Source organism: Paracoccus aestuarii (assembly GCF_028553885.1).
Classification (GTDB): Bacteria; Pseudomonadota; Alphaproteobacteria; order Rhodobacterales; family Rhodobacteraceae; genus Paracoccus; species Paracoccus aestuarii.
This window is the reverse complement of the sequence record NZ_CP067169.1, coordinates 98,035-109,455: the sequence shown is the minus strand read 5'-3', so window position 1 is coordinate 109,455 and position 11,421 is coordinate 98,035. Positions and strand designations below refer to the sequence as shown.

14 protein-coding genes and 1 pseudogene are annotated in these 11,421 nt (G+C 68.3%); 9 read left to right on the top strand and 6 right to left on the bottom strand.

Features of this window, described 5'->3' with window-relative positions; translation table 11 throughout:
- Window positions 1–9 precede the first annotated feature (9 nt).
- Window positions 10–330: a thioredoxin gene (gene trxA / locus JHW48_RS00570; protein ID WP_119887581.1), complete on the top strand. Its 321-nt coding sequence runs from the start codon at window positions 10–12 to the stop codon at window positions 328–330.
- Window positions 331–363: 33 nt separating this feature from the next.
- Here the strand turns inward: trxA and JHW48_RS00565 are convergent, their stop codons facing one another.
- Window positions 364–1,266 carry a capsular polysaccharide export protein, LipB/KpsS family gene (locus tag JHW48_RS00565; protein ID WP_119887582.1) on the bottom strand — a complete coding sequence of 301 codons (903 nt, stop codon included), beginning with the start codon at window positions 1,264–1,266 and terminating at the stop codon, window positions 364–366.
- Window positions 1,267–1,364: 98 nt separating this feature from the next.
- On the opposite strand from JHW48_RS00565, the gene hslV reads away from it, so the two are divergent.
- From hslV to JHW48_RS00550, 3 genes are all read left to right on the top strand, one after another.
- Window positions 1,365–1,919, top strand: coding sequence for an ATP-dependent protease subunit HslV (hslV, locus tag JHW48_RS00560; RefSeq protein WP_119887583.1), 555 nt, complete (start codon window positions 1,365–1,367; stop codon window positions 1,917–1,919).
- A gap of 63 nt (window positions 1,920–1,982) precedes the next feature.
- Window positions 1,983–3,290 carry an ATP-dependent protease ATPase subunit HslU gene (gene hslU / locus JHW48_RS00555; protein WP_119887586.1) on the top strand — a complete coding sequence of 436 codons (1,308 nt, stop codon included), beginning with the start codon at window positions 1,983–1,985 and terminating at the stop codon, window positions 3,288–3,290.
- 63 nt (window positions 3,291–3,353) lie between these two features.
- Window positions 3,354–3,533, top strand: a complete 180-nt coding sequence (locus tag JHW48_RS00550) for a PLDc N-terminal domain-containing protein (RefSeq protein WP_119887584.1) — start codon at window positions 3,354–3,356, stop codon at window positions 3,531–3,533.
- Window positions 3,534–3,539: 6 nt separating this feature from the next.
- Here JHW48_RS00550 and JHW48_RS00545 read toward each other — a convergent pair whose 3' ends face one another.
- Window positions 3,540–4,016: a Smr/MutS family protein gene (locus tag JHW48_RS00545; protein WP_272835677.1), complete on the bottom strand. Its 477-nt coding sequence runs from the start codon at window positions 4,014–4,016 to the stop codon at window positions 3,540–3,542.
- A 142-nt stretch (window positions 4,017–4,158) separates the two neighbouring features.
- The gene (locus JHW48_RS00540) at window positions 4,159–4,815 is read right to left on the bottom strand and encodes a Tim44/TimA family putative adaptor protein (protein ID WP_119887951.1); all 657 of its coding nucleotides are present in this window, start codon (window positions 4,813–4,815) and stop codon (window positions 4,159–4,161) included.
- 111 nt (window positions 4,816–4,926) lie between these two features.
- Here JHW48_RS00540 and JHW48_RS00535 point away from each other — a divergent pair.
- The 3 genes and pseudogenes from JHW48_RS00535 to JHW48_RS00525 form a co-directional block, all read left to right on the top strand.
- Window positions 4,927–5,205: pseudogene (locus JHW48_RS00535) on the top strand (FxsA family protein); the annotation flags it as partial.
- 293 nt (window positions 5,206–5,498) lie between these two features.
- Complete coding sequence (gene secB, locus JHW48_RS00530; protein WP_119886362.1) at window positions 5,499–6,047, top strand: protein-export chaperone SecB; 549 nt, start codon at window positions 5,499–5,501, stop codon at window positions 6,045–6,047.
- A 7-nt stretch (window positions 6,048–6,054) separates the two neighbouring features.
- Entirely contained in the window at window positions 6,055–6,666 is a 612-nt protein-coding gene (locus JHW48_RS00525; RefSeq protein ID WP_119886361.1) for an HD domain-containing protein, read from the top strand.
- On the opposite strand, the gene JHW48_RS00520 is transcribed toward JHW48_RS00525, so the two are convergent.
- The 3 genes from JHW48_RS00520 to JHW48_RS00510 form a co-directional block, all read right to left on the bottom strand.
- The gene (locus JHW48_RS00520; protein ID WP_119886360.1) at window positions 6,656–6,967 is read right to left on the bottom strand and encodes an H-NS histone family protein; all 312 of its coding nucleotides are present in this window, start codon (window positions 6,965–6,967) and stop codon (window positions 6,656–6,658) included. The genes JHW48_RS00525 and JHW48_RS00520 overlap by 11 nt on opposite strands.
- A gap of 86 nt (window positions 6,968–7,053) precedes the next feature.
- Window positions 7,054–7,605, bottom strand: a complete 552-nt coding sequence (locus JHW48_RS00515; protein WP_119886359.1) for an ActR/PrrA/RegA family redox response regulator transcription factor — start codon at window positions 7,603–7,605, stop codon at window positions 7,054–7,056.
- Window positions 7,606–7,682: 77 nt separating this feature from the next.
- Entirely contained in the window at window positions 7,683–8,309 is a 627-nt protein-coding gene (locus JHW48_RS00510; RefSeq protein ID WP_119886358.1) for an SCO family protein, read from the bottom strand.
- 91 nt (window positions 8,310–8,400) lie between these two features.
- On the opposite strand from JHW48_RS00510, the gene JHW48_RS00505 reads away from it, so the two are divergent.
- Both JHW48_RS00505 and JHW48_RS00500 read left to right on the top strand, forming a co-directional pair.
- Window positions 8,401–9,729, top strand: coding sequence for an ActS/PrrB/RegB family redox-sensitive histidine kinase (locus tag JHW48_RS00505; protein WP_119886364.1), 1,329 nt, complete (start codon window positions 8,401–8,403; stop codon window positions 9,727–9,729).
- A gap of 65 nt (window positions 9,730–9,794) precedes the next feature.
- On the top strand, window positions 9,795–11,408 hold the full coding sequence (locus JHW48_RS00500) for a PAS-domain containing protein (protein WP_240637854.1): 1,614 nt from the start codon (window positions 9,795–9,797) through the stop codon (window positions 11,406–11,408).
- Window positions 11,409–11,421 lie beyond the last annotated feature (13 nt).

Genomic DNA, 11,421 nt, shown 5'->3' with positions numbered 1-11,421 from the left:
GCCTTCAGCATGGCCACCGTGCACGTGAACGACGCCGAATTCGACGCCGAAGTGCGTCAGTCCGACACCCCCGTCATCGTCGATTTCTGGGCCGAATGGTGCGGCCCCTGCAAGCAGATCGGCCCCGCGCTGGAGGAGCTGTCGGACGAATATGCCGGCCGCGTCAAGATCGTGAAGGTCAATGTCGACGAGAACCCCGAACAGGCCGCGGCCCTGGGCGTGCGCGGCATCCCCGCGCTGTTCATGTTCAAGGGCGGCGAGGTCGTGTCGAACCGCATGGGCGCGGCCCCCAAGGCGGCGCTGAAAAGCTGGATCGACGAATCCGTCTGATCCCTGTGCGATGACGGCAAAGGCGGCGGCCCCTCAGACGGGCCAGCCGCCTTTTTTAATGGCCGCCAGCAGGCGCGCATCGGCATCGGGGGCCATCATGTCCAGGCTGGTGCGGCGCAGGAACCAGTCGAGGAACTTCTCGACCGGCGGGGCGTGGTCGGGGGCCAGGGCCAGCGCCCGTTCGGCGCCCAGATCGGCGGCGGACAGGGTGACGTGGTGGTAATCCGACTGGCCGAACAGCACCACCGGCTTGCCCAGGATCAGCCCGTCGAACCCGACCGAGCTGTTCTGCGTCACCACGAAGGCGCAGTCGCGCAGAAGCGCCGCGCTGTCGCCCCCGATGGTCAGGTTCGGATGGTCGCGCACCAGCCGGTCCAGCGCGCGGCGGTCGCGGTCGTCCAGAACCTCGCGCGGGTGCAGGGTGGCGATGCAGGGCCGCCCCGTCGCCGCGGCATGGCGGATCATCTGGACCGGGCTTGCGGCCTGAAAGCTGCGCTGGCGGCGGATATGGCCCTGCAGCGGGATCAGCACGTGATCGCCCCGGCGCGGTTCGGGCCCGGGCAGGACCCGCGCGCGCAGCCGGGCGGCGAAACGGCGGGCGGCCTCGTCCTCGATCCGGGCGGGGTCGAAGGCGCTGCGCGCGATGGACCAGCGCCAGCGTTCGGCCTGACGCTCCAGCCGCCAATAGGGGTAGTGATAGGCCAACCGGAAGGTCAGCGCCCGGTCATGGGTCGGACGCTCCATGTTGAAAAGCGCATGGCCCGGCCGGCCCGGCGCCTCGGCCCGGGCCTGGGGGCCGGAGCGGCGGATCTCGATCTGCCAGCCGCGCGGCTCCAGCAGGGCGCGGATGCGGTTCAGGATGCCCAGCCTGCCCGCCTGCGCGGTCTGCAGGATCGGCGGGTGCAGATAGACGGTCAGCATCAGGTCCGGGGCCATGGCCGGACGCTAGGGCGGGCGCGCGGGGTTTTCAACGGGTTGCAAGCGGGGCGGGGCATCCATATCTGCCCCGCAACGGATGACGAACGGAGCGCCCCATGGCAGATGACAGATTTCCCGGCTGGCACGGCACCACCATCCTGGCGGTGCGCCGCGGCGGCAAGGTCGTCGTGGCGGGCGACGGCCAGGTCAGCGTGGGCCCGACCGTCATGAAGGGCACAGCCCGCAAGGTGCGCCGCCTGTCGCCGGGCGGCCATGACGTGGTGGTGGGCTTTGCGGGATCGACCGCCGATGCCTTCACCCTGCTGGAGCGGCTGGAGAAGAAGCTGGAGGCCGCGCCCGGCCAGTTGCAGCGCGCATGCGTCGATCTGGCCAAGGATTGGCGCATGGACAAGTATCTGCGCAACCTGGAGGCGATGCTGATCGTGACCGACGGCACCGAGCTGCTGGTCGTGACCGGCGCGGGCGACGTGCTGGAGCCGGAGCATGACGTGGCGGCCATCGGATCCGGCGGCAATTTCGCGCTGGCCGCGGCGCGGGGCCTGCTGTCGACCGATCTGGATGCCGAGGCGATCGCCCGGCAGGCCATGCAGATCGCGGCGGATATCTGCGTCTATACCAACGGGCGTCTGACCGTCGAAACCGTCGGTTGATGGGTATTTGGGCAACGAAGAAGGGGCGCGCGGTGCAGATGCGCCGACCCCGTGGAGAACGACATGAGTGATCTGACCCCCCGCGAGATCGTGTCCGAGCTGGACCGCTTCATCATCGGGCAGAGCGACGCCAAGCGCGCCGTGGCCGTGGCCCTGCGCAACCGCTGGCGGCGCAAGCAGCTGGGCGACGACCTGCGCGACGAGGTCTATCCCAAGAACATCCTGATGATCGGCCCGACCGGCGTCGGCAAGACCGAGATCAGCCGCCGCCTGGCCAAGCTGGCCAATGCGCCCTTCATCAAGGTCGAGGCGACCAAGTTCACCGAGGTCGGCTATGTCGGTCGCGATGTGGAACAGATCATCCGCGATCTGGCGGATGCCGCGATGATCGACACGCGCGAGCGGATGCGCGAGGCGGTCAAGGCCCGCGCCCACAAGGCCGCCGAGGAGCGGGTCGTCGAGGCCTTGGCCGGCAAGGATGCCCGCGACGGCACCCGCCAGATGTTCCGCGACAAGCTGAAGCGCGGCGAGCTGGACGACACGGTGATCGAGCTCGAGGTGCAGGACAATTCCAACCCTCTGGGCGGGATCGAAATGCCGGGCCAGCCGGGCCAGTCCATGGGCGGCATGATGGACCTGTCGGGCCTGATGAAGGCCTTTGGCGGGCGCCGGGTGCGCCGCAAGGTCACCGTCGCGGAAAGCTACGAGCTGCTGATCGCCGAGGAGGCCGACAAGCTGCTGGATGATGACGCCGTCAAGGCCGCCGCCTTGGAGAATGTCCAGCAGAACGGCATCGTCTTCATCGACGAGATCGACAAGGTCTGCGCGCGCAGCGACGCGCGCGGCGGCGATGTCAGCCGCGAGGGGGTCCAGCGCGACCTGCTGCCGCTGATCGAGGGCACGACGGTCGGCACGAAATACGGGGCGGTCAAGACCGACCACATCCTGTTCATCGCCTCGGGCGCGTTCCATGTGGCGAAACCCTCGGACCTGCTGCCGGAACTGCAGGGCCGCCTGCCGATCCGGGTCGAGCTGCGCGCCCTGACGGTCGAGGATTTCACCCGCATCCTGACCGAGACCGACAATGCCCTGACGCGGCAGTACACCGCCCTGATGCAGACCGAGGGCGTGACGGTCGATTTCACCGAAGACGGCATCGCCGCGCTGGCGCGCATCGCGGCCGAGGTCAACGCATCCGTCGAGAATATCGGCGCGCGCAGGCTCTATACCGTGATCGAGCGGGTCTTCGAGGAGCTGTCCTTCAACGCCCCCGACCGCAGCGGTCAATCGGTCAGCGTGGATGCCGATTTCGTCGAACGGCACCTGGGCGATCTGTCGCGGTCCACGGACCTGTCGCGCTACGTGCTGTGACGTGGCGGAACCCCGGCCCCGGTTGCGGGGTTCGGGGGCTGACACATCAGGGGGACCGGTCCGATGGGATGGCTGTTCAGTATCATCGTCTTCGTTCTGAATGTCTGGGCCATCGCCCAGATCATCAACACGAATGCCGCCATGCAGTCCAAGCTGCTGTGGATCGCGCTGATCCTGATCCTGCCGGTGGTGGGATTCGTGATCTGGTGGTTCGCCGGGCCCAAGGCGAATGTCCGCCTCTGACCCCGGTCAGGCGAAGCGGCGCAGATAGACGTAATAGGCGCCCTCGCCTCCGTGGCGGAAATGGGCGGCGCTGACCTGCTGGACGACCGCCGACAGGGGCGCGCTGTGCAGCCAATAGGGCACCTGATGGCGCAGCGCGCCGGGACGGACCGGCAGCGGGCCGTGATCGCCCCGCCCCTTGCCCGTGATCACCAGCACCAGACGCAGACCCGATGCATGGCAGGACAGCACGAAATGCTGCAGGCGCGGCTGCGCGGCGGCCAGCGTCAGGCCGTGCAGGTCCAGCCGCGCCTCGGGGCGCAGCTTTCCTTGGCTCATCTTGCGATGGGTGCGGGCATCCATGCGCAGATCGGCACGGGCCAGATCATCGGCGGGCGATGAGGGGCGCGGCAGGGCCGGGGCGCCGCGCGGCGCAGCCTGGCCGATGCGGAAGGCGGGCAGCGGGTTGCGCGGCGCGGGGGCCGGGCTGGCCTTGGGGGCCACGGGGGCGTGGTGCCGGCATCATCGGCAAAGGCCGCCAGATCGGCGGCCTTGCCCTTTTGCCTGGGGTCCAGCGGCTGCGCGGTGCGCGCCACGCGGGACCAGATGTCGCGATCCTCGGGCGTCAGCCCCCGCCGGCGCGGCATCAGCCGGTCGCGACGAGCTGCCAGTTCGGGTCGTCCTGACCCATGTGGCGGGCGAAGGTCCACAGGTCCTTCTGCTTGCGGGACGCCTTGGGGTCGCCCTCGATCACGGTGCCGTCCGCGTCGCGGGTCGCGGCGATCAGCTCGCCCGTGAAGCGGACCGAGATCTCGGCCAGCCCCGAGACAGGGTCGAATTCCGCCGCCGCCAGCGAGGTGTCGCGGGTGCCCAGATACTGGGCCTCGACCGTCTGGTTGTTGGCGGCGCGCTGGTCGATGACCGCCTGCAGCGCCTCGGCCACGGGATCGGCCAGAAAGGGCCGCACCTCGGACAGGTCGCCATGCTCGAAGGCCATCAGGATCATCTCATAGGCCTGGCGCGCGCCGCCCAGAAAGTCGCGGACCCCGAAATCGGGCTCGACCTGCTTCATCGCGGCCAAGGCGGCGGCGGCGGGGGTGCCTTCCTCGGCATGGTCCAGAATGTCGTGATCGACCTCGTCGGCGCGGCCCTCGATCACCTCGAAGCGGGCGGGCGCCTGCTGGGGCTGGTCGACCGGGCCGGGTTCGAAACCGTCACGCGTCCCCAGCACGTTCCTCAGCCTGAGGATGAGGAAAATCGCGATCCCCGCAAGGACGATCAGCTGAAGAAGCGGGTTGGACATGCAGGCAACCTCTGGTCAATTCGGGTCGTTGGTATCGGACGGTCTTTGCAGTATGTAGGGAACGCCTCGGCGCAAGTCCAGTTTCAGCGCCGGCAGGAAGGGGAATTCGCCATGCGGCTGTTGGTCTTGTTTCTGGTGGTGCCGATCGTCGAGATCGCGCTGTTCATCCAGGTGGGCGGTCTGATCGGGCTGTGGCCGACGCTGGCCATCGTCATCCTGACCGCGGTCATCGGCACAACGCTGATGCGCGCCCAGGGGGACCGCGCCTGGCGCGAGATCCAGACCAGTTTCGGCGAGATGCGCGACCCCACCCGCCCGCTGGCTCATGGGGTCATGATCCTGGTGGCCGGGATGCTGCTGCTGACGCCGGGATTCTTCACCGATGCGGTGGGGCTGGCGCTGCTGGTGCCGAGGATCCGCGACGCGGTGATGCGTCAGGTGGCCAAGCGCGTCACCGTGACGCGGGTGGGCCCGCGGCGCGATCCGCATCGCCCGCCCTATGGCGACGGGGTGATCGACGGCGATTACGTCGTCGACGAGCCCGCGCCCCCGCCCCCCGTCGACCTGCCCCCGAGATCGACGAGACGCCCCGCCCGCCCCGCGGCACGAAAGGGTCGGGCTGGACCCGGCATTGACGGGCCTGCTATCAAGCGGGCGAACACGAAAGACCAAGAGGTAGGATCATGGCTGAAGACACCCCGCAGAACGGCACCCCGAACGGCACCCAGAATGGTGCGACCAACGGTCAGGCCGCCCAGCCCGTCCAGCCCCGGATGCAGGTCCTGGCCCAGTTCATCCGCGACCTGTCCTTTGAAAACGCCGTCGCCCAGAAGGGCGCCCCCCAGGGCGAGGTCCAGCCCGAGATCACCGTTCAGGTCAGCCTGGACGCCCGCAAGCGTGGCACCGAGACACAGTTCGAGGTGATCTCGAAATACCGCGTCACCTCGACCAACAAGGCCGACGGCGCGACGCTGTTTTTGGCCGAGCTGGATTACGGCGGGGTCTTCCAGATCGACGGCGTGCCGCAGGATCAGCTGCATGCCTTCCTGATGATCGAATGCCCGCGGATGATGTTCCCCTTCGTGCGCCGGATCATCTCGGATATGACGCGCGACGGCGGCTTCCCGGCCTTCAACATGGATCCGGTGGATTTCGTGGCGCTCTATCGCCAGGAACTGGCGCGCCGGGCGCAGGCGCAGAATCAGGTCCCCGCCGACCAGACCCCGTCCTGATCGCGCCATGGCGGCCCGTCGCCCCCGCGCATGGCAGCGGATGCTGTCGGGCCGCCGCCTGGACCTGCTGGACCCGACCCCCGTCGATATCGAGATCGGCGACATCGCCCATGGTCTGGCCTTCGTCGCGCGCTGGAACGGCCAGACGCGGGGCGACTGGCCTTATTCGGTGGCGGAACATTCGCTGCTGGTGGAACAGATCTTCGCCCGCGACAATCCCGATGCGGAGCCGCGCTGGCGGCTGGCGGCGCTGCTGCATGACGCGCCGGAATATGTCATCGGGGACATGATCTCGCCGGTGAAGGCCGCGCTCGGGGCGGAATACGGGGCGATGGACGAAAGGCTGACATCGGCGATTCACCGGCGCTTCGGCCTGCCCGCGACCCTGCCCATGGCGGTCAAGCGGCGCATCAAGGCGGCGGACCGGATCTCGGCCCGGCTGGAGGCGGTGACCATCGCGGGATTCGCGCCATCCGAGGCGGTGCGCCTGTTTCCCCTGCCCGATGACGACGCGCTGGCGGGGCTGACCATCGCGCTGCGCCCCCCGTCCGAGACGCGGCGGGCCTATCTGGACCGCCACGCCGAACTGATGGGGCTGATCGACGCGATCAGATCTTGAGGTCTTCCAGATCCTTGCCGGCATCCAGGCTTTCCACGACCCAACGCGGTTTGCGGCCGCGGCCGGTCCAGGTCATGGTCGGATCCTCGGGATTGGCGTATTTGGGCGCCACCGAGCCCGCGCGGCGCGGCTTGGCGCCGGTCAGCTCGGCCAGGTTGAAGCCATGTTCGCGGGCCGCTTCCTCGATCGCGTTCAGGGCCTCGCGGCGCTTGCGGTCCTCATAGGAATTGATCGCGCGATCCAGTTTCGTCCGCAGGTCGCGCATTTCCTTCAGGGACATGCTGTCGAAATCGATGCTCATTTTATCCGGTATTCCGTTTTATATGGGTTTATTAAAACCAATATACACCGAATAAGGCGGCAATCAATATGCCGCAAAGAACAGGATTACCGCGGCCCCCGTTTGGCGAGAATACGCTGAAGCGTGCGCCGGTGCATATGCAATCGCCTTGCAGTTTCACTGACATTGCGATCGCATTGTTCATAGACGCGCTGGATATGTTCCCACCGGACCCGATCCGCCGACATCGGGTTTTCCGGCGGGGGCGGCAGCAATTCACCGCTGGATAACAGCGCCGAGGTCACGTCATTCGCATCGGCGGGTTTTGCCAGGTAATCGGTCGCGCCCATTTTCACCGCAGCCACGGCCGTCGCGATGGCGCCATATCCGGTCAGCACGATGATGCGCGCATCGGCGCGCTTGTCGCGCAGCGCCTCGACCACATCCAGCCCGTTGCCGTCCTCCAGCCGCAGATCGACCACGGCATAGGCGGGCGCACGGCGCTCGATCAGCCGCATGGCGCCTGCCACGCTCAGCGAGGTCTCGGGCTGAAAACCGCGCTTTTCCATGGCCCTGGCCAGGCGGGTGACAAAGATCTCGTCGTCATCGACCAACAGCAGCGAGGCGTCAGGGCCGATCTGCAGGTTCATCTCGTCCATAGGGGGCCCTTTCGGAATGTTTCGTTTGCAGATGGGTCCTGACGCGCTTTCGGTCAAACCCCATGCGACAAACTGCCTTATGCGGCTTCGGCATAGCAGGCGACGGTTTCGGCCATGCGTTCGGGATCGGCCTCGCGCGAAAAGAACTCGACGGTTTTTCCGCCGGGCATGACCAGATAGGTATTGGTCATATGATCGACCAAATAGTATTCCTGATCCTCTTCGTCATGGGCCTTGTAGTAATTGCGCCAGCCGCGATTGACGGCGGCGATTTCCTCGTCCGTTCCGGTCAGCCCGATCATCGTGTCGGAAAAGAGTGAGGTGTAATCGGCCAGAACCTCGGGCGTGTCGCGGCGCGGATCGACGGTGACGAAAACCGTCTGCACGTCATGGCCGGCCTCCTGGACCAAGGCCTCGGCCTCGGCATTGCGGGCGGCGTCCAGCGGGCAGACATCGGGGCAGAAGGTATATCCGAAATACAGCAGCGACGGCTTGTCGAAGACCTCGGCCGAGGTCACGCGCCGGCCGTCGTCGCGCGTCAGGGTAAAATCCGTCCCGAAGGCGTCCATGCCCCCCGCCACCGCGCTGCTGGAGCATTGCGCGAAACGGTCGTCGCCGCCGCGCATGGTCAGAAACAGGGCGCCGCCCGCCAGGACGCCGATCGCGGCGGCCGTGCCAATCAGCAGGATTTTCCGGTCAGCCATCGCGGACCTCCTTCGCGTGTCAAATGTGCGCATTGATCGCCCATCCCCGGGCGGGTATCAAGTCCGGGCAATGTCGCAGCCGGGGGACCCGATGACCGCATCCGCCCAGCCCGATGACGCGGCCTTCCAGATCGACCTGCTGGACACGCCCAAGGCCGAACCGATCCGCATGCGCACGCTGGTCCTGCTGCGCTGGTTCGCGATCGGCGGCCAGATGGCGGCGGTGATCGTGGCCTGGACCATGGGCATCGGCTTTCCCAAGCTGCCGGTCCTGCTGCTGGTGGCGGCCTCGGTCACGATGAACCTGTGGCTGTTCCTGCGCCCGCCCAAGCGCACCTCGCCCAAGCGCGCGGTGCTGCAACTGTCCTTCGACCTGGTCCAGATCTCGACCCTGATGGCGCTGACGGGGGGGATGGCCAATCCCTTCGCGCTGCTGGTTCTGGCCCCGGTGACCATCGCCGCCGCCTCGCTGAACGCGCGGCAGGTGCTGGCCTTGGGGCTGGCGACGGTGGCGCTGATCTCGGTCGCGGCGGTCTTCGGCGTGCCGCTGCGCGACCCGGGCGGAGAGATCCTGCGGATGGAGCCGATCCTGGCCTTGGCCCATTGGGTCGCGCTGGTGATCGGGGTGGTGTTCTTCGCGGGCTATGCCCATCGGGTCACGGGCGAGCTGTCGGACACGTCGGGGGCGCTCTTTGCCACGCAGATGGCCTTGGCCCGCGAACAGCGGCTGCAGCATCTGGGCGGCGTCGTCGCCGCCGCCGCGCATGAGATGGGCACCCCCCTGGCCACCATCAAGCTGATCGCGGGCGAGCTGGCGGACGAGTTGCGCGACCGCCCCGACCTGCAGGCCGATGCCGATGCCCTGCGCGACAGCGCCGATCGCTGCGCCGCGATCCTGCGCAGCATGGGGCGCGCGGGCAAGGACGATCTGCACATGCGTGCGGCCCCCCTGCGCGCCGTGCTGGAGGATGCCGCCAGCCCCCATGCCGATCGCGGCCCCGTGGTCGAGATCCTGGGCGACGGCCCCGTCATCCGCCGCGATCCGGGCATCATCCACGCGCTGCGCAACCTGATCCAGAACGCCGTCGATTTCGCCGCCAGCCGCGTGGTGATCGAGGCGCAGGTGACCGCGGGCGCGCTGGTGGTGACGGTGCGCGACGACGGGCCGGGCTATCCGGTGGCGCTGCTGTCGCGGATCGGCGACCCCTATCTAACGCGGCGCGCCGATGCGCAGCGCGGCAGCTACGAGGGAATGGGCCTCGGCCTCTTCATCGCCAAGACCCTGCTGGAGCGGTCGGGCGCGCGGCTGACCTTCGCCAATGGCGGGCCGGGGGCGGTGGTGTCGGTGCGCTGGCCCCTGGACCGCATTCGCGCCCATGACCGCGCCGCCTTGGCGCATAACCCCACCATCGATGCCTGAATGCGTTAACCACCTGTTAAGCCTGCGGCGGGTATCGTGCGAGTGAACTGAACGGGGACGACTCGGTGGATATTCAGGGTGTGGCATTGGTTGTGACGGCGGTCCTGTGCGGGACGGCCTCGGTCATTCTGGCGGTCGCGGCGATCCGGCTGTGGGATGCGTGGCGCCCCGGCCCCCACGGCACCGGCGCCGCCGCGGGGCTGGAGGGCAAGATCCAGCCCATGGTCTTTCTGTTCCGGGCCTCGCGGCTGGTCGATGCCACGCCGCCCGCCCGCGCGTTGCTGGACCGGATCGGCGCGCCGGATGACGACTGGACGCGGCTGATGCGCTGGATCGGGCCGCGCTTTCCCGACGCGCCCGACCGGCTGGCCATGCTGGCGCGCCTTGGCCGGGTCGAACTGATCGGCGAACATGGCACCGGCAGCGCCACCCTGCGCCTGGTGGCCGAGGATCTGGGCGACCGGCTGTGGCGCGTGACCCTGACCGATCCGGGCGCCGATCATGCCGGCATCGTGGTCGACAGCATGACCCTGCAGGCGATGGAGGAGGAATTGCAGCTGCTGCGCGGCGCCTTGGACCAGACCCCGATGCTGGTTTGGCGCCTGGATGCGGATGACCGGGTGACCTGGGCCAATGCTGCCTATCTGCGCCGGGCCGAGGCACGGGCCGACGGCGCCATCGGCTGGCCCTTGCCGCGGCTGATGGATGCGCCGCGACCAGGCACGAACGGCAATATCCGCGGCCGCCGCACCGCGATCGAGGATCAGGGCATCGTGTCCTGGTATGACTGCCACGCCCATCAGATGGGCGATCAGGTGATGATGTTCGCCCTGCCCGCCGATGCGGCGGTGCGCGCCGAACGCAGCCTGCGCGATTTCGTGCAGACCCTGACCAAGACCTTCGCCGACCTGCCGATCGGGCTGGCGATCTTTGACCAGGGGCGGAACCTGCAGCTCTTCAACCCGGCGCTGATCGACCTGACGCGGCTGCCCACGGGGTTCCTGACCGCGCGGCCGTCGCTCTTCGATTTCCTGGACCAGCTGCGCGAACGCCGCATGGTGCCCGAACCCAAGGATTACCGCAGCTGGCGCCAGCATATGGCCAATCTGGAAAGCGCCGCCGCCACCGGCCACCATGTCGAGACATGGTCCCTGCCCGGCGGCCAGACCTATCGCGTCACCGGCCGCCCGCATCCCGACGGGGCCGTGGCGTTCCTCTTCGAGAACATCACCTCCGAGATGTCGCTGACGCGCAAGTTCCGGGCCGAACTGCTGCTGGGGGCGCATGTGCTGGACGGGCTGGACGACGCGCTGGCGGTGTTTTCCAACACCGGCCAGCTGGTCCTGTCGAACCAGGCCTATCGCAGCCTGTGGGGCGCGCCCCCGGCAAACCTGGCCGATGCCGTGGCCGGATGGCAGGCCGCATCCCCCGCGGGACCGGGCTTCCAGGCCCTGCGCGACGCGCTGACGGCGACGGATGCGCCCGCGGCCAGCGGCGCGATGGCCGGACCCCAGGGGGAGTTGCTGGGCTGGACGGTCACCACCCTGTCGGGCGGTCGACGGATGCTGCGCTTCCGCGCGGGATCGGCCCCAGCCATTGCCTCGGCCCAGGCCTTGGCCGCGCTGGATCAGGCGCCCGCGCTGATCCACAGCCTGCCCAATGCGATGGGCGCGGAGTGATCCCCGCGCCCGT

Bases quoted from the DNA above. Each gene is read 5' to 3' on its own strand.
- trxA (WP_119887581.1), top strand. From the start codon at position 10: ATGGCCACCGTGCACGTGAACGACGCCGAATTCGACGCCGAAGTGCGT.
- JHW48_RS00565 (WP_119887582.1), bottom strand. From the start codon at position 1,266: ATGGCCCCGGACCTGATGCTGACCGTCTATCTGCACCCGCCGATCCTG.
- hslV (WP_119887583.1), top strand. From the start codon at position 1,365: ATGGCAGATGACAGATTTCCCGGCTGGCACGGCACCACCATCCTGGCG.
- hslU (WP_119887586.1), top strand. From the start codon at position 1,983: ATGAGTGATCTGACCCCCCGCGAGATCGTGTCCGAGCTGGACCGCTTC.
- JHW48_RS00550 (WP_119887584.1), top strand. From the start codon at position 3,354: ATGGGATGGCTGTTCAGTATCATCGTCTTCGTTCTGAATGTCTGGGCC.
- JHW48_RS00540 (WP_119887951.1), bottom strand. From the start codon at position 4,815: ATGTCCAACCCGCTTCTTCAGCTGATCGTCCTTGCGGGGATCGCGATT.
- secB (WP_119886362.1), top strand. From the start codon at position 5,499: ATGGCTGAAGACACCCCGCAGAACGGCACCCCGAACGGCACCCAGAAT.
- JHW48_RS00525 (WP_119886361.1), top strand. From the start codon at position 6,055: ATGGCGGCCCGTCGCCCCCGCGCATGGCAGCGGATGCTGTCGGGCCGC.
- JHW48_RS00520 (WP_119886360.1), bottom strand. From the start codon at position 6,967: ATGAGCATCGATTTCGACAGCATGTCCCTGAAGGAAATGCGCGACCTG.
- JHW48_RS00515 (WP_119886359.1), bottom strand. From the start codon at position 7,605: ATGGACGAGATGAACCTGCAGATCGGCCCTGACGCCTCGCTGCTGTTG.
- JHW48_RS00510 (WP_119886358.1), bottom strand. From the start codon at position 8,309: ATGGCTGACCGGAAAATCCTGCTGATTGGCACGGCCGCCGCGATCGGC.
- JHW48_RS00505 (WP_119886364.1), top strand. From the start codon at position 8,401: ATGACCGCATCCGCCCAGCCCGATGACGCGGCCTTCCAGATCGACCTG.